Annotated in this window: 16 protein-coding genes and 1 riboswitch; of the genes, 11 read left to right on the top strand and 5 right to left on the bottom strand. The window is 72.2% G+C overall.

Annotated elements, in window-relative coordinates:
* Positions 1–2: 2 nt before the first annotated feature.
* Both ABZ795_RS22060 and ABZ795_RS22055 read right to left on the bottom strand, forming a co-directional pair.
* A complete protein-coding gene (locus ABZ795_RS22060) occupies positions 3–353 on the bottom strand; it encodes a TcmI family type II polyketide cyclase (RefSeq protein ID WP_357531685.1) in 351 nt (116 codons plus the stop codon).
* Between the two features lie 123 nt (positions 354–476).
* A complete protein-coding gene (locus tag ABZ795_RS22055) occupies positions 477–1,283 on the bottom strand; it encodes a BTAD domain-containing putative transcriptional regulator (protein ID WP_357531684.1) in 807 nt (268 codons plus the stop codon).
* A 383-nt stretch (positions 1,284–1,666) separates the two neighbouring features.
* Here ABZ795_RS22055 and ABZ795_RS22050 point away from each other — a divergent pair, with 383 nt between their 5' ends.
* The 7 genes from ABZ795_RS22050 (at position 1,667) to ABZ795_RS22020 (ending at position 6,353) form a co-directional block, all read left to right on the top strand.
* Positions 1,667–2,011: a TcmI family type II polyketide cyclase gene (locus ABZ795_RS22050; protein ID WP_357531683.1), complete on the top strand. Its 345-nt coding sequence runs from the start codon at positions 1,667–1,669 to the stop codon at positions 2,009–2,011.
* On the top strand, positions 1,998–2,720 hold the full coding sequence (locus ABZ795_RS22045; protein ID WP_327025397.1) for an SRPBCC family protein: 723 nt from the start codon (positions 1,998–2,000) through the stop codon (positions 2,718–2,720). The genes ABZ795_RS22050 and ABZ795_RS22045 overlap by 14 nt, the downstream gene beginning before the upstream one ends.
* Positions 2,713–3,111: a cupin domain-containing protein gene (locus tag ABZ795_RS22040; protein ID WP_327025398.1), complete on the top strand. Its 399-nt coding sequence runs from the start codon at positions 2,713–2,715 to the stop codon at positions 3,109–3,111. Before ABZ795_RS22045 ends, ABZ795_RS22040 begins: the two co-directional genes overlap by 8 nt.
* On the top strand, positions 3,108–4,382 hold the full coding sequence (locus tag ABZ795_RS22035; RefSeq protein WP_357531682.1) for a beta-ketoacyl-[acyl-carrier-protein] synthase family protein: 1,275 nt from the start codon (positions 3,108–3,110) through the stop codon (positions 4,380–4,382). The genes ABZ795_RS22040 and ABZ795_RS22035 overlap by 4 nt, the downstream gene beginning before the upstream one ends.
* On the top strand, positions 4,379–5,635 hold the full coding sequence (locus ABZ795_RS22030; protein ID WP_357531681.1) for a beta-ketoacyl synthase N-terminal-like domain-containing protein: 1,257 nt from the start codon (positions 4,379–4,381) through the stop codon (positions 5,633–5,635). Before ABZ795_RS22035 ends, ABZ795_RS22030 begins: the two co-directional genes overlap by 4 nt.
* A complete protein-coding gene (locus tag ABZ795_RS22025) occupies positions 5,632–5,949 on the top strand; it encodes an antibiotic biosynthesis monooxygenase family protein (RefSeq protein ID WP_357531680.1) in 318 nt (105 codons plus the stop codon). The genes ABZ795_RS22030 and ABZ795_RS22025 overlap by 4 nt, the downstream gene beginning before the upstream one ends.
* 143 nt (positions 5,950–6,092) lie before the next feature.
* Positions 6,093–6,353, top strand: a complete 261-nt coding sequence (locus ABZ795_RS22020) for a hypothetical protein (protein ID WP_013734497.1) — start codon at positions 6,093–6,095, stop codon at positions 6,351–6,353.
* Positions 6,354–6,448: 95 nt separating this feature from the next.
* Here ABZ795_RS22020 and ABZ795_RS22015 read toward each other — a convergent pair whose 3' ends face one another.
* Together ABZ795_RS22015 and ABZ795_RS22010 are read right to left on the bottom strand one after the other, a co-directional pair.
* On the bottom strand, positions 6,449–7,885 hold the full coding sequence (locus ABZ795_RS22015) for a glycine hydroxymethyltransferase (RefSeq protein WP_357531679.1): 1,437 nt from the start codon (positions 7,883–7,885) through the stop codon (positions 6,449–6,451).
* Between the two features lie 19 nt (positions 7,886–7,904).
* Positions 7,905–7,994: riboswitch (ZMP/ZTP riboswitch) on the bottom strand.
* 66 nt (positions 7,995–8,060) lie between these two features.
* On the bottom strand, positions 8,061–9,536 hold the full coding sequence (locus ABZ795_RS22010) for a S8 family serine peptidase (RefSeq protein WP_357531678.1): 1,476 nt from the start codon (positions 9,534–9,536) through the stop codon (positions 8,061–8,063).
* A gap of 173 nt (positions 9,537–9,709) precedes the next feature.
* Here ABZ795_RS22010 and ABZ795_RS22005 point away from each other — a divergent pair, with 173 nt between their 5' ends.
* Positions 9,710–10,681, top strand: coding sequence for a DNA primase small subunit domain-containing protein (locus tag ABZ795_RS22005; RefSeq protein WP_357531677.1), 972 nt, complete (start codon positions 9,710–9,712; stop codon positions 10,679–10,681).
* 1 nt (position 10,682) lies between these two features.
* Here ABZ795_RS22005 and ABZ795_RS22000 read toward each other — a convergent pair whose 3' ends face one another.
* Positions 10,683–11,117 carry an Lrp/AsnC family transcriptional regulator gene (locus tag ABZ795_RS22000; RefSeq protein WP_327027089.1) on the bottom strand — a complete coding sequence of 145 codons (435 nt, stop codon included), beginning with the start codon at positions 11,115–11,117 and terminating at the stop codon, positions 10,683–10,685.
* A gap of 173 nt (positions 11,118–11,290) precedes the next feature.
* Here ABZ795_RS22000 and pdhA point away from each other — a divergent pair, with 173 nt between their 5' ends.
* From pdhA to ABZ795_RS21985, 3 genes are read left to right on the top strand one after another with little or no spacing between them, the layout of a single operon-like run.
* On the top strand, positions 11,291–12,457 hold the full coding sequence (gene pdhA / locus ABZ795_RS21995) for a pyruvate dehydrogenase (acetyl-transferring) E1 component subunit alpha (RefSeq protein ID WP_327025405.1): 1,167 nt from the start codon (positions 11,291–11,293) through the stop codon (positions 12,455–12,457).
* A complete protein-coding gene (locus ABZ795_RS21990) occupies positions 12,457–13,473 on the top strand; it encodes an alpha-ketoacid dehydrogenase subunit beta (RefSeq protein WP_357531676.1) in 1,017 nt (338 codons plus the stop codon). Before pdhA ends, ABZ795_RS21990 begins: the two co-directional genes overlap by 1 nt.
* Positions 13,470–14,900 (top strand): dihydrolipoamide acetyltransferase family protein, encoded by a 1,431-nt coding sequence (locus tag ABZ795_RS21985; protein ID WP_357531675.1) that lies wholly within the window; start codon positions 13,470–13,472, stop codon positions 14,898–14,900. Before ABZ795_RS21990 ends, ABZ795_RS21985 begins: the two co-directional genes overlap by 4 nt.
* Positions 14,901–15,040: the final 140 nt, after the last annotated feature.

The following is a 15,040-nucleotide window of genomic DNA, read 5'->3' as shown; positions in this document are numbered from 1 at the left end:
GGTCAGCTGGCCGGGCGGGGAGCCGGGACCTCCACGCTGTCCCAGCGGTAGAAGCAGTTGGCGATGGCGTCGCGGGGTGAGCGCCAGGTCGGCAGGTACGGCGAGGTGTGCGCGGACAGCCGCTCGTTGACCTGGCGGAAGAGGGGGTGGTTGCGGGCCGTGGCCAGGGCGTCGGCCCCCACGTCGTCGGTCTCCATCAGGTGTACGCACAGGTCGTGCAGGCAGTACAGGGACCGATGGCGTATCCCGGTCAGGCCGGGCAGTTCGGTCGCGTCGGACTCGGTGAAGATCTGGGCCACCCGCCCCTCCGCGCCCGGGATTATCCTGCTGACGATAACGAGTCGACTGCTCATCGGTCCCCTCTCACCGGTGGTCGCGCACCGACCGCCTGGCCGGGCACAGCTGCCACATTGCCGGTGGGACTGTCACCTGGCCGTCAACGTCGGCGGTCGATCCGGTGACGTCGGGCCATCTGATCAGCCACCCCGGTGGGTCGGCCGGATGGCCGGGTGCCGGCAGGGCCCCGAGGCCGCCTGACTGGCCCGCCGGATCGGTTCCAGGGTCTCGTCGAGCAGGGCGCTCATCGCCGGGGAGGGCTCCAGCCGCAGCTCGCGCAGCAGCAGGTCCCGGTAGACGTAGTAGGCGTGCACCGCCTCGAAGGCGTTGCCCTCGGCCAGGTGGATCCGCACGATGAGCCGGTGCGGGGTCTCCCGCAAGGGCTCCGCGGCCATCGCCTCCAGGGCCGCGTCCAGCGCCTCCCCGTGTCGTCCGGCCCGCAGGTGGTGGCCGGCCACCTGCTCCAGCATGTGCAGTCTGAGTTGGCGCAACCGTTCCCGGTCGGTCGACACCCAGTCGTCGTACCAGCCGGGCAGCAGGTCGTGCCGGCCGGCGGCGAGACTGTCCGCCGCGTCGGTCGGGGTCTGTCCGTCGCGTACCCGGGCGGCGACGTCGACCAGTCGGTCGACATCGACCTGTACGGCCGGATCGAGACGCACCGTGTCCGCGCTGGTGGTCAACGGGCAGTACGGGTCCTGGCGCAGTCGCCACAGCGCGGTGCGCAACGAGGACAGAGCCCGCTCCTCCGTGTTCTCCGGCCACAGCAGACCGGCCAGATGGGTGCGGGTCGTGGCGGGGCGCAGCCCGATCAGCGCGATCACCCGTTGCAGGCCACGCGGCACCACCACCGGGGACCCGTCGTGGGTCAGCCGGAAACCGCCGAGCAGATGCAGTCGGATCTGCGCGTTCCGGGGCTTCCCGGTGGTCGGCGTGGGCGAATCGGCCACGGGCACCCCCTGCACAACGGGTGGTCTGCGGGTCTGGCCGTTGCCCCGGCGTGGCCGCCGCGACGCCACTGTCGACTGCGAACATCGCGCCACGGGCCTGCGCGAAGCCGGGTCGGACCGTCGTGAAGGCTATCAATAGCGGTTACTCTGGGTCAATGACTGTGTTGGTCGGGCAACTCATGGGTCGTCTCTGAGAATGGCTCTGAACTGGCAAATCGCAGAGATCTTCGGGCTGAGGCTGCACAGTCAGGGCCATCGGATGCGTCAACGCAGCGTCACGAAGGCCGGGGTCGGTGGGGGGTGCCGTTGACGCCGGGGTGACGGCCTGATCCGCAAGGTGTGCCCAGTCGACCGGGACACCGGGCGGTGGGGGAGGAGCCGACATGGACCGAACGCTGATCGTGGCGAAGGTGGTCCCGACCGCCGAGAAACTGGTCGCCGAGATCTTCGCCGAATCCGACACGACCGAACTGCCCCACCTCATCGGGGTCTCACACCGGTCGCTGTACCGGCTGCACGACCTGTACGTGCACCTGTTGGAGACCGACACGCCGGGCGACGGCGCGGTCGAGGCGGCCCGGGAGCATCCGGAGTTCCTCCGGATCAGCACCCGACTGCGCCCGTACGTCACGCCGTACCTGCCGGACTGGCGTTCGCCTCGGGACGCGATGGCCCGCTGCTTCTACCGCTTCGACGCCGAACCGAGGAGGGACCATGACCGTCACTGATGGCGGCTCGCTGACCGAGGAGATCACCGACATCCTGGTGACCAACTGCGGGCTGGATCCGGCGGCGGCCGCCCGTGAGCCGGCCGCCTCCCTGGAGGAACTGGGGATGGACTCCCTCGCGTTGCTGGAACTGACCGCCGTCGTCGCCGACCGGTGGCGGGTACGCATCCCCGAGCAGGCCGCCCGGCTGAGTATTCCGGCCGTGGCCGACCTGGTCTCCCGGGGCACCGCCCCGCCCGGGCACACCGAGAACAGCATCGTCATCGCCGCCCCCCTGGAGCTGGTCTGGTCCGTCACCAACGACGTGGCCGGCTGGCCCGACCTGTTCACCGAGTACGCCCGGGCCGAGATCCTCGGCACCGAGGGCGACACCGTGCGGTTCCGGCTGACCATGCACCCCGACGAGAACGGGGTGGCCTGGAGCTGGGTCAGCGAACGCACCCCCGACCGGGCCACCCGGCAGGTGCGGGCCCAGCGGGTGGAGACCGGCCCCTTCGAGTACATGCGCATCCACTGGATCTACACCGAGGAACCGCAGGGGGTACGGATGACCTGGGTGCAGGACTTCGCGATGAAGCCGACCGCGCCGCTGGACAACGCCGGGATGACCGAGCGGATCAACGCCAACAGCCAGGTGCAGCTCGCCGTCATCAAGGAGCGGATCGAACGGCTGGCCGAGGCCCGGTCCACGGGAGGCGACGATGCGTGACCTGGCCCTGGTGGCCGCGCGGGACGTGCCCGCGGACCGCCGTCGCGGTGGCGAACTGCGGGTGCTGCTGGGCCCGCGTACGGTCGGGGCCACCTCCGGCTTCATGGGGGTGGCGAGCATGGCGCCGGGGGAGCGGATAGCGGAGCACTACCACCCGTACAGCGAGGAGTTCCTCTATGTCGTCCGGGGTGCGATCACGGTCGACCTCGACGACGAACCGGTAACCCTGACCGCCGGTGAGGCCCTGTTCGTGGCCCGCAACGTCCGTCACCGGCTGCGCAACACCGGTGACCTCCCCGCCGAGGTGGTCTTCCACCTGGGCCCCTTGGCCCCCCGCCCGGAACTCGGCCATGTCGACACCGAGCTGGTCGAGCAGCGGGACGGGTCGTGACCGGCCGGCAGACCGTGGTGACCGGGATCGGGGTGGTGGCCCCCGGCGGGGTGACCCGGGACCGGTTCTGGAAGACCATCACCGAGGGGCGCACCGCCACCCGCCGGATCAGCTTCTTCGACCCGACCCCCTTCCGCTCGCAGATCGCCGCCGAGTGCGACTTCGATCCGGACGCCGCCGGACTCACCCTGGCCCAGCGGGGACGCGCCGACCGGTACGTGCAGTTCGCGCTGGCCTGCGCCGCCGAGGGGGTCGCCGACAGCGGCCTGACCCTCACCGACGCGCAGCGGGACCGGGCCGGGGTGGTCCTCGGCACCGCCGTCGGCGGCACCATGGCCCTGGAACAGGAGTACGTGACCGTCAGCGACAGCGGTCGACACTGGCTGGTCGACGCCGCCCTCGGCGGCCCGTACCTGTACCAGGCGCTGGTGCCGAGCAGCCTGGCCGCCGACGTGGCCTGCGCCCACGGCCTGCACGGCCCGGCCCAGGTGGTCTCCACCGGCTGCACCTCCGGCATCGACGCGATCGGCTACGCCCACCAGCTGATCGTCGACGGGGAGGCGGACATCGTGCTGGCCGGCGCCGCCGACTCGCCCATCTCCCCGGTCACCGTGGCCTCCTTCGACGCCATCGGGGCCACCAGCCCGGACAACGACGACCCGGCGCACGCCTCCCGGCCCTTCGACGCCGACCGGCACGGCTTCGTGCTGGCCGAGGGGGCCGCCGTGCTGGTGTTGGAGGAGGCCGGGCACGCCCGGCGCCGCGGCGCGCACATCTACTGCGAGGTGGCCGGCTACGCCAGCCGCAGCAACGGGTACCACATGACCGGGCTGCGCCCCGACGGGGTGGAGATGGCCCTGGCCATCGGTGACACCCTGCGTCAGGCCGCGATCGCCCCCCAGGAGGTCTCCTACATCAGCGCGCACGGCTCCGGCACCCGGCAGAACGACCGGCACGAGACGGCCGCCTTCAAACGGGCCCTGGGGTCGGCGGCGTACCGGGTGCCGATCAGCTCCATCAAGTCGATGGTCGGACACTCCCTGGGTGCGATCGGCTCCATCGAGATGGCCGCCTGCGCCCTGGCCATCGAGTACGGAGTGGTGCCCCCCACCGCCAACTGGACCACCCGGGACCCGGAGTGCGACCTGGACTACGTGCCCAACGAGGCGCGGGAGGTGCCGGTGGAGGTGGCCCTGTCGGTCGGCAGCGGCTTCGGCGGGTTCCAGTCGGCGATGCTGTTCCGTCGGCTGGCCCGGCAGGGGACCCGGTGAGCGAGCAGCGTCGCCGGGCGGTGGTGACCGGCATCGGGGTGGTCGCCCCCAGCGGGATCGGCAAGCAGGCCCACTGGCGTACGGTGCTCTCCGGTCAACGGCGTACCGGCCCGATCACCCTGTTCGACGCCGCCGGGTACCCGACCCGACTGGCCGGTGAGGTGCCGGACTTCGAACCGGCCCGCTACATCGACAACCGGGTGCTGGTGCAGACCGACCGCTGGACCCACCTGGGATTCGTGGCCACCCGACTGGCCCTGGCGGACGCCGGCCTGCCCGAGCGTCCGCTGGACCCGTACGGCTGGGCGGTCACCCTGGCCAGTTCCTCCGGCGGGAACCTGTTCGGCCAGCGGGAGTTGCAGCGGCTCTGGTCCTCGCCGAGCCGCACGGTCGGGGCGTACCAGTCGATCGCCTGGTTCTACGCGGCCAGCGTGGGACAACTGTCCATCGCGCACCAGGCCAAGGGTCCCTGCGGGGTGCTGGTGACCGAGTCGGCCGGCGGCCTGGACAGCCTGGCCCAGGCGGTACGCACCATCCGCCGGGGGGCCCGGGTGGTGCTGGCCGGGGCGACCGAATGCCCGCTCAGCCCGTACGCCCTGGCCTGCCAACTGCGCTCCGGCCTGCTCAGCGGGGCGGACGACCCGCGGCGGGCCTACCTGCCCTTCGACTCCGCGACCAGCGGCTACCTGCCCGCCGAGGGAGGTGCCGTCTTCGTCGTCGAGGAGTACGAGCACGCCCGGGCCCGGGGGGTGCGCGGCTACGCCGAGGTGACCGGCTGGGGTGCCACCCACGACGCGGCCCACACCACCGCCGACAGTGCCGGTGACCCCCACCAGTACGCCCGCGCCATGCGGCTGGCCCTGGGCCGGGCCGGGGTCGAGCCGCACGAGGTGGACCTGGTGGTGCCGGACGCCCTGGGGGTGGCCCGCTACGACCGGGCCGAGGCCACCGCACTGCGCGCGGTCTTCACCGGTACGGCACCACCGGTCAGCACCCACAAGACCCTCACCGGGCGGGCCCACCAGGGCGGCTCGGCCCTGGACGTGGCCACCCTCCTGCTCGCCTTCGCCCAGGACACCCTGCCTCCCTCGGCCGGCCCGGAGCAGGTGGCCGAGGGCTGCGAACTGGACTTCCTGCGTGAGCCCCGTCGTCCCCGTACCCGGGTGGGCCTGGTCTGCGCGCGGGGCTTCGACGGTTTCAACAGCGCGCTGGTGCTGCGCGGCACCGGCCCGACCGGAGAGGACCAACCATGACACGAGGACGGGTCGTCTTCCTCGTCCGGGTGCCCACCGAGCGCACCGAGGACTTCCTGCGGGCCTACGAGGGGGTACGGCACCTGGTCGCCGACGGGGTGCCGGGGCACCTGGTAGACCAGGTGTGCCGCTCGGCCACCGACCCGGAGCAGTGGCTGATCACCAGCGAGTGGGCCAGCCTGGCCGACTTCGAGGCCTGGGAACGCAGCCCGGAGCACCGGGATCTGGTCCGGCCGATGCGCGAGTGCTTCACCGACGCCCGTTCCCTGCGGTTCCACGTCCACGCCCAGACCCCGGTCCCGATCGGAGGGTGAGCGGACGGATCGGGAGTGTGCCGATGACGTCGACCGATCGGCCCAGCGGTCAGCGGGATTCTCACCGGAGGGTTGACGTAGCGCGTTCACCTGTTTGCAACCTGTGACGGCCCCCGTGTTCTGGTCCTGGATGGACAGTCATAATGGATCGCATGGTTGCCTGGGAGTACGCCTTGTTGGTCCGCCGCTATCAGGGGCAGGGCCGGAACTTTCACGTCACGTTCGTCTGGTACGGCCCCGACGGGTCACGCAAGGATGTCACCGCCTACGGTGACACCGCGGTCGCCCATCTCAACCGGGTAGGCCGGGAGGGCTGGGAACTCGTCACGGCCGCCGAGGACGTGAACAACGTGCAGGGCAGTACCGAGGTCCACCGCTACCACCTCAAGCGCCCGCTGAACTGAGCCGTGCCCTGACCCGGCGGGTAAGCGGCAGGCGGCAGTGCAGAGCGGCCGGCCCGGCGCCGCAGGGCGCCGGACCGGCCGGAAAGATGTGTCGGTCAGCCCAGGTCGACGCTGGGGTACAGCGGGAAACCGGCGAGCAGCTCGCTGGCCTGCCGGCTGACCTTGTCCGCCAGGGCCGGGTCGAGGACGTACTTCGCCTTCGAGGCCGTGCCGTCCGGGTTGGCCCCGGCGCTGGTCTGGCTGAGCACGGTGTGGATCAGCTCGGCGGTGCCGTCCATCTCCGCGGTGCCGAGCCCACGGGTGGTCAGGGCCGGGGTGCCGATCCGGATGCCGGAGGTGTACCAGGCCCCGTTGGGGTCCTGGGGCACCGCGTTGCGGTTGGTGACGATGCCCGAGTCCAGCAGGGCCTGCTCGGCCTGCCGGCCGGTCAGCCCGTACCCGGTGACGTCGATGAGCACCAGGTGGTTGTCCGTGCCCCCGGTGACCAGCTTCGCGCCCCGGCGCAGCAGGCCCTCGGCCAGGGCCTGGGCGTTGTCGACGATGCGCTGGGCGTAGTCGGCGAAGTCGGGGCGGCGGGCCTCGGCCAGCGCGACCGCCTTGGCGGCCATCACGTGCGGCAGCGGGCCGCCGAGCACCATCGGGCAGCCCCGGTCCACCTGCTCGGCCAGTTCCGGGCCGCAGAGCACCATGCCACCGCGCGGACCCCGCAGCGACTTGTGGGTGGTGGTGGTGACGATGTGCGCGTGTGGCACCGGGTCGAAGTCACCGGTGAAGACCTTGCCCGCCACCAGGCCGGCGAAGTGGGCCATGTCGACCATGAAGGTGGCCCCGACGGAGTCGGCGATCTCCCGCATGATCCGGAAGTTGACCTTCCGGGGGTACGCCGAGTAGCCGGCCACCAGCACCAACGGCCGGAACTCCCGGGCCACCTCGGCGACCTTGTCGTAGTCGACCAGGCCGGTCGCCGGGTCGGTGCCGTAGCTGCGCTGGTCGAACATCTTGCCGGAGATGTTCGGGCGGAAGCCGTGGGTGAGGTGCCCACCGGCGTCCAGGGACATGCCGAGCATCCGCTGGTCGCCCAGCTCCCGGCGCAGGGCGAACCAGTCGGCCTCGGTGAGGTCGTTGACGTGCCGGGCCTGGGCCCGCTTCAGCGCGGGGGCCTCCACCCGGTCGGCCAGGATCGCCCAGAACGCCACCAGGTTGGCGTCGATGCCCGAATGCGGCTGCACGTAGGCGTGCGCCGCGCCGAACAGCTCCCGGGCGTGCTCGGCGGCCAGCGCCTCGACCGTGTCGACGTTCTGGCAGCCGGCGTAGAACCGGCGGCCCACCGTGCCCTCGGCGTACTTGTCGCTGAACCAGTTGCCCATCGCCAGCAGGGTGGCCGGCGAGGCGTAGTTCTCGCTGGCGATCAGCTTGAGCGACTCGCGCTGGTCGGCCAGCTCCGCGCCGATCGCGTCGGCGACGCGCGGCTCCACGGAGCGGATGACCTCCAGGGCGCTGCGGAAGGCGGTGGACTCGGCGTTGGGCGACATGCGACCTCCTGACGACGGTGCGGAAGGCCCAGGCGCTCGGCGTGCGTCGTTGTGACGGGACCGCTTCCCGATGGTGCTCCATCCCCACGCGCCAGTCACGGCCCGCGCCGATCCTACCCGGTGTGATGTCGGCCCTCGGTGGGGTCCGGTCCCGGGTGCGGCAGCCCACCCGAGGTCACCGCACCGCCCGGTCGGCGTTGACCAGGCCGGCACCGTGAAAGCCGTTGCGGGTACCGCCCTGGCAGGTGGCCGAGTAGTCGGCCTGGCTCGGCAGCAGCGGCACCGGGTCGTAGCGGCCCGCCGGGCAGGTCTGGGGCACGGCGGTGCGCTCCAGCAGCGCCGACAACTGCCCGGGGTTCAGGCCGGGGTGCACCGACCGGGCCAGGGCCGCCACCCCGGTGACATGCGGAGCGGACATCGAGGTGCCCTGCTTCCACCCCCAGCCGTCGGTCCGGGTCACCGTATTGTAGGTGGTCGACAGGATGGCGTCCGTGGTGGTCGGGACCAGGCCCTGGGTACGGATCCGGCTGTCCCCGCCGGGGGCGGTCACATCGATGACCCCCTGGCCGTACGAGGAGTAGTAGCTCTTGGCTCCGGTCGGCCCGACCGCGGCGACGGTCACCACCCCCGGGGCCTGGGCGGGCAGCACGAGGCAGGCGCCGGTGATCTGGCGTACCTCCGGTATGCCGTTGTTCGGGCTGCCGGAGTCGACGAACCGGTGGGCCAGGTCGTAGTTGGCGTTGCCGGCGGAGGCCACATGCAGCACCCCCTTGCTCTGCGAGTAGCGCAGGGCCCGCTGCACGGCCTGCCACACCGGGCGCTGGCGGGGATCGTTGCGGCAGTTCAGCTCCCACGGGTCCAGGTAGTAGCTGTTGTTGGTCAGCTGCATGCCCTGCTCGGCGGCCCACATGAAGCCGCAGACCGCGGCCTCCGGATAGATGTAGCCCTCGTTGTCGACGACCTTCACCGCGGCCACCTTGACCCCGGGGGCCACCCCGGTAACCCCTACCCCGTTGCGGGCGGCGGCGATGATCCCGGCCACATGGGTGCCGTGGTCGGAGGTGGTGGGATTCCAGGCCGCCTCGCTGGGGTCGGCCACCCCACCGAGGCAGGAGACGCTCTTGTCCCGGGCGATCTGGGTGGCCAGGTCGGGGTGGCTGCTGGAGATGCCGCTGTCCAACACCCCCACCACCACCTCGACGCTGCCGGTGGTGACCGTGTGGGCCCGCGGCAGGTCGATCATCGGCATGGCCCACTGCCGGTCGAAGAGGGGCTCGGCGCCCGGGTCGGCCGTCGGGGCCGCCGCCTCGGCCTCGGTCAGCTCCACGGTGTGGCCCTCGTCCAGGACGGTACCCAGCCCGGCGGTGGGGGCCACGGACTCGATCCCCGCCCCGGCGGCGTCGACGACGAAGTCACGGTTGGCCGAGCGGACGATCAGCACCCCGATCTGCCGGTAGTCGGCCACCACCCGCCCGTCGGCGGCGGCCACCCGCGCCAGCGCCCGGTCGACTGTGCCGCCCTGGGGTGCGAGCACCAGGTAGGTGGCCTCGGCGTCGGTGGCCGAGGCGGTGGCCGTGCCGGTGGCGGTGCCGGTGACACCGGCACCGAGGGCCACGACGGCCGCCACGGCGAGTGCCGTACGACGGAGCATGTTCACTCCCCTCCCCAGGGTGTTACCCGCCGGGCGGGCTCCTGGTGGGAGGCGGCCCGGCGGCGGATGGCTTGCCCGCCCTTCAAGACCACAAGCGCCCTGTCGATTTGTGGCGTTACAGCCCAGGTGCTGTTGCGCCGCATCCGGCCGACACCGCCCCTAGGGTGGGGTCCATGGCACGCGCGGCCGAGGAGATCCAGGTGGGGCAGCGGGTGGTGCGCGTCTCCAGCCCGGACAAGCCGTACTTCCCGGAGCGGGGACTGACCAAGCTGGACGTGGTGCGCTACTTCCTGGCCGTGGGTGAGGGCATCCTGCGGGCGTTGCGGGACCGGCCGACCATGCTGGAACGGTGGCCCCGGGGGGTGTTCGAGGGGGCGACCGTCGCCACCCGGCAGAGCAACCGGGGGGACGCCTTCTATCAGAAGCGGGTGCCCGCCGGGGCGCCCGACTGGGTGGGCACCGCCCATCTGACCTTCCCCAGCGGCCGGACCGCGGACGAGGTGGCACCGGGGGAGTTGGCCGTGGTGATCTGGGCGGTCAACCTGGGCACCCTGCGGTTCCATCCGTGGCCGGTGACCCGCGCCGACGTCGAGCGACCCGACCAGTTGCGCATCGACCTGGACCCGATGCCCGGGATCGGGTTCGACCAGGTGGTGCCGGTGGCCCAGGAGGTACGCGCCTTCCTGGAAGAGTTGGGCCTGGTCGGCTACCCCAAGACCACCGGCGGGCGTGGCCTGCACGTCTACCTCTCCATCGAACCCCGGTGGAGCTTCGGCGACTGCCGCCGAGCCGTGCTGGCGCTGGGCCGCGAGATGCAGCGCCGCCGCCCCGACCTGGTCACCACCACCTGGTGGCGGGAGCAGCGGGACCGGCCGATCTTCATCGACTACAACCAGATGGCCCGGGATCACACCATGACCTCGGCGTACTCGATCCGGCCGACCCCGCAGGCCCTGGTGTCCGCGCCGCTGGACTGGGCCGAGTTGGACCAGGTCCGGCCGGAGGACTTCGACGTGCTGAGCATGCCGGGCCGGTTCGCCGAACGCGGCGACCCGCACGCCGGGTTGGACGGCCGGCGATTCGGTCTGGAACCCCTGCTGGAACTGGCCGACCGGGAAGGGCTGGCGGCGCCACCGCAGCGGTGAGCTACGACCAGGGGCTGTTGACCCCGGCGTACTCCTCGAAGACCAGCCAGCTGCGGGTGGACAGCACCCCGGAGATGCGCTGCACCCGGTCCAGCACCACGTCCCGCAGGGTGGCGTTGTCCGGCGCACGGACCAGGGCCAGCACGTCGTGCTCGCCGCTGAGCAGCGCCACATGCTCGACGTAGCGCACCCGGGCCAGCTCCGCGGAGACCTCCCGCCAGGTGTTCTGCCGGATGGTCAGGGCGATGTACGCCGAGGTGCCCAACCCGGCCGGTTCGGGGGCTACCCGAGCGGTGAACCCGGTGATCACCCCGTCCCGGACCAGCCGCTCCACCCGGGCGTACGCGTTGGTCCGGGACACGTGCACCCGCTCGGCCAGGGTACGGATGGAGATCCGCCCGTCGCGGGTCAGTTCGTCCAGCAGCCGACGGTCCACCTCGTCCAGTTGTGCCGAACGTCCCGTGGCGCTCGTCACGGCCGGGCCCTTGACGGTCTCCTGGCCCACACCAGCCTCCCTGAGGTGCCAATCATCCCGCGTTCTCCGGGGATCTTGAGTCAATCATCCGACCACAGGAGCATAGGGCCACCACATGTCCAGGAGGTTCCGCCGTGACGACGACCCCCCAGACGGCGCGCAGGGCATCCCCGCGAAAGCGCCGGCCGGCCACCCCGGCCGCACCGGACCCGTCCGCCGGCCTGATGCCGCAGGCCGAACCGGTCCGGCTGCTGAACTCCGACGGCACCCCGCTGCCGGCCCACCCCGACTATCCCGAGCCGCCCGTCGAGGCGCTGCGCGAGATGTACCGGCGGATGGTGATCGGCCGACGCTTCGACGCGCAGGCCACCGCGCTGACCAAGCAGGGCCGGCTGGCCGTCTACCCCTCCTCCCGAGGTCAGGAGGCCTGCCAGGTCGGCGGGGTCCTCGCCCTGCGCGAGGACGACTGGGTGTTCCCCACCTACCGCGAGTCGATGGCGCTGACCGCCCGGGGCATCGACCCGGTCGAGGTGCTCACCCTGCTGCGCGGCGACTGGCACTGCGGGTACGACCCCACCGTGGTGCGTACCGCCCCGCAGTGCACCCCCCTGGCCACCCAGTGCGTGCACGCCGCCGGCCTGGCCTACGGCGAGTCGTACCAGGGTCGCGACACGGTAGCGTTCGTCTACATCGGTGACGGCGCCACCAGCGAGGGCGACTTCCACGAGGGGGTCAACTTCGCCGCGGTGTTCAAGGCGCCGGTCGTCTACTTCGTGCAGAACAACCGGTACGCGATCAGTGTCCCGCTGTCCCGGCAGACCGCCGCCCCGACCCTGGCCTACAAGGGCGTCGGCTACGGGGTGCCGAGCGAGCAGGTCGACGGCAACGACCCGGTGGCGGTGCTGGCCGTGCTGAACCGGGCGGTCGCCCACGCCCGGGCCGGCAAGGGCCCGTACCTGGTGGAGGCGCACACCTACCGGATGGAGCCGCACACCAACGCCGACGACCAGACCCGCTACCGCGACGCCGAGGAGGTCGAGGCCTGGCGCGACCGGGACCCGATCGCCCGGCTGGAGAGCTACCTGCGCGCCCGGAAGGCGCTCGACGACGCCGCCGTCGCCGAGATCGCCGAGGAGGCCGAGGCGTACGCCGCACGGCTGCGCGAGCGGATGAACGCCCAGCCCACGGTCGACCCGCTGAGCCTCTTCGAGCACGTCTACGCCGAGCCCACCCCACAGTTGGTGGAGCAGCGGGAACAGGTCCGCGCCGAGTTGGCCGCGAGCCAGGAGGAGGACGCCTGATGGCCACCATGACGATGGCGAAGGCCCTCAACGCCGCCCTGGCCGACGCGATGCTCGACGACGAGCGGGTAGTCGTCTTCGGCGAGGACGTCGGCCAGTTGGGCGGGGTCTTCCGGATCACCGACGGCCTCCAGGCCCGCTTCGGCGACAAGCGCTGCTTCGACACCCCGCTGGCCGAGGCCGGCATCGTCGGGTTCGCCGTCGGGCTGGCCATGTCCGGGCTGCGCCCGGTGGTCGAGATGCAGTTCGACGCCTTCGCCTACCCGGCCTTCGAGCAGATCGCCTCCCATGTGGCGAAGATGCGCAACCGCACCCGGGGGGCGCTCAGCGTGCCGATGGTCATCCGGGTGCCGTACGCCGGGGGCATCGGTGGGGTGGAGCACCACTGTGACTCCTCCGAGGCGTACTACGCCCACACCCCGGGTCTGAAGGTGGTCACCCCGGCGACGGTCGCCGACGCGTACTCCCTGCTGCGGGAGGCGATCGACGACCCGGACCCGGTGGTCTTCATGGAGCCGAAGAAGCTCTACTTCGCCAGCGGCGAGGCGGACCTCTCGGCGCGTACCGAGCCCTTCGGTCGGGCGGTCGTCCGCCGGCCCGGCCGCGACGCCACCCTGGTCGCCTACGGCCCGGCGGTGCCGGTCGCCCTGGAGGCCGCCGAGGCCGCCAAGGAGGAGGGCTGGGACCTGGAGGTGGTCGACGTACGCACCATCGTGCCCTTCGACGACGCCACCATCGCCGCCTCGGTGCGCCGGACCGGCCGGTGTGTGGTGGTGCAGGAGGCGCAGGGCTTCGCCGGGGTGGGCGCGGAGATCGCCGCCCGGGTGCAGGAGCGCTGCTTCCACGCCCTGCACGCGCCCGTGCTGCGGGTGTCCGGGCTGGACATCCCGTACCCCGCGCCGATGCTGGAGCACACCCACCTGCCCTCGGTCGACCGGGTGCTCGACGCCGTGGCCCGCCTCCAGTGGGACGACCAGCCGGACTCCCGGTGGCTGACCGACGGGGTGCCGGCATGAGCGACCAGGTCTTTCTTCTGCCCGACCTGGGGGAGGGGCTCTCCGAGGCGGAGATCGTGCAGTGGCGGGTAGCGGTCGGTGACGTGGTCACGGTCGACCAGACCGTGGTCGAGGTGGAGACCGCCAAGGCCGTCGTGGACGTGCCCTGCCCGTACGCCGGCCGGGTGGTGGCCCTGCACGGCGCGGAGGGCGAGGTACGCCCGGTCGGCCAGCCGCTGATCACCGTGGCGGCGGACGGCGCAGCCGAACCCGTCGGGCACGCCGTCTACCGGGAGGAGGAGCGGGCCGGTTCCGGCAACGTCCTCATCGGGTACGGCACCGGCCACGGCGGGGCACGCCGCCGTCGGCGGGCCCGCCCTGTCGCGTCGCTGGCCTCGCCGGCTTCCGCCCCGGCTGCTTCGACTCCGGCCGCCCCGGCTCCGGCTGCTTCGGCCCCGGTGGCCCCGGCACCGGTTGCTCCGGCCCCGGCTGCGGTGGCCGCGCCCGTGCCGTCGCAGTCGGTCGCGGCCCTGGTCATCTCGCCGATCGTGCGTCGGCTGGCCCGCGAGCGCGGGGTGGACCTGGCCACGGTACGCGGCAGCGGGCCCGGCGGGGTGATCCGGCGGGCGGACGTGGAGGCGGCCGCCGACGCTGCGGCCTCGCCCATCGCTGCGGCCTCGCCCGTCGGCACGGCCTCGGCTACCGGCACCGGCGAGCAGCCGGCGGCGCACCTCGGGCTGTCCCCGACCGGCGCCGGGGACGTGGTCATCCCGCTGACCGGCATCCGCAAGGCGATCGCCGACAAGCTCTCCCGCAGCCGCCGGGAGATCCCCGAGGTGACCATCTGGGTGGACGCCGACGCTACCGCCCTGCTGGCGACCCGGGCCGCGATCAACGCCGCCCGGCCCGAGCAGCCGGTGAGCATCCTGGCCCTGCTGGCCCGCATCTGCCTCTCCGGGCTGCGTCGGTACCCGCAGCTCAACGCCCGGGTGGACACCGAGGGCCAGCGGATCGTGCAGTCCGCCGGGGTGCATCTGGGCATCGCCGCCCAGACCGACCGTGGGCTGCTGGTCCCGGTGCTCCGCGATGCCGACCGGCTCACCACCGCCGAGTTGGCCGCCGAACTGGCCGCCACCACGAAGGCGGCCCGGGCCGGTGAACTGCCACCGGCCCGACTGACCGGCGGCACCTTCACCCTGAACAACTACGGGGTGTTCGGTGTCGACGGCTCCACGCCGATCATCAACCACCCGGAGGCGGCCTTGCTGGGGGTGGGCCGGATCATCGACAAGCCGTGGGTGGTCGACGGTCAGCTGGCGGTACGCAAGGTCACCCAGCTCAGCCTCACCTTCGACCACCGGGTCTGTGACGGTGGGGTGGCCGGTGGGTTCCTGCGGCACGTCGCCGACTGTGTCGAGCGGCCGGAGTTGCTCATCGCCGCCGTCTGAGCCGCCCCGAACCTCGCGCCCGGCATCCGTACGGATGCCGGGCGCGTCTCGTGTTTTGACCATCGGGGGGGATTCGTGGTGGTCGAGGTCTAGCGGAATGGGGAGGACCCTGTCCATGATCTGAGTTCTCACACAAAGAT

This window comes from Micromonospora sp. NPDC047134, assembly GCF_040643455.1.
Taxonomy (GTDB): Bacteria; Actinomycetota; Actinomycetes; order Mycobacteriales; family Micromonosporaceae; genus Micromonospora.
Note: the sequence above shows the minus strand (reverse complement) of the source record. Positions and strands in the feature narration are given on the sequence as shown.

Coding starts and splice junctions, on each gene's coding strand:
- ABZ795_RS22060 (WP_357531685.1), bottom strand. CDS start 353: ATGAGCAGTCGACTCGTTATCGTCAGCAGGATAATCCCGGGCGCGGAG.
- ABZ795_RS22050 (WP_357531683.1), top strand. CDS start 1,667: ATGGACCGAACGCTGATCGTGGCGAAGGTGGTCCCGACCGCCGAGAAA.
- ABZ795_RS22045 (WP_327025397.1), top strand. CDS start 1,998: ATGACCGTCACTGATGGCGGCTCGCTGACCGAGGAGATCACCGACATC.
- ABZ795_RS22040 (WP_327025398.1), top strand. CDS start 2,713: ATGCGTGACCTGGCCCTGGTGGCCGCGCGGGACGTGCCCGCGGACCGC.
- ABZ795_RS22025 (WP_357531680.1), top strand. CDS start 5,632: ATGACACGAGGACGGGTCGTCTTCCTCGTCCGGGTGCCCACCGAGCGC.
- ABZ795_RS22020 (WP_013734497.1), top strand. CDS start 6,093: ATGGATCGCATGGTTGCCTGGGAGTACGCCTTGTTGGTCCGCCGCTAT.
- ABZ795_RS22015 (WP_357531679.1), bottom strand. CDS start 7,885: ATGTCGCCCAACGCCGAGTCCACCGCCTTCCGCAGCGCCCTGGAGGTC.
- ABZ795_RS22010 (WP_357531678.1), bottom strand. CDS start 9,536: ATGCTCCGTCGTACGGCACTCGCCGTGGCGGCCGTCGTGGCCCTCGGT.
- ABZ795_RS22005 (WP_357531677.1), top strand. CDS start 9,710: ATGGCACGCGCGGCCGAGGAGATCCAGGTGGGGCAGCGGGTGGTGCGC.
- ABZ795_RS21990 (WP_357531676.1), top strand. CDS start 12,457: ATGGCCACCATGACGATGGCGAAGGCCCTCAACGCCGCCCTGGCCGAC.
- ABZ795_RS21985 (WP_357531675.1), top strand. CDS start 13,470: ATGAGCGACCAGGTCTTTCTTCTGCCCGACCTGGGGGAGGGGCTCTCC.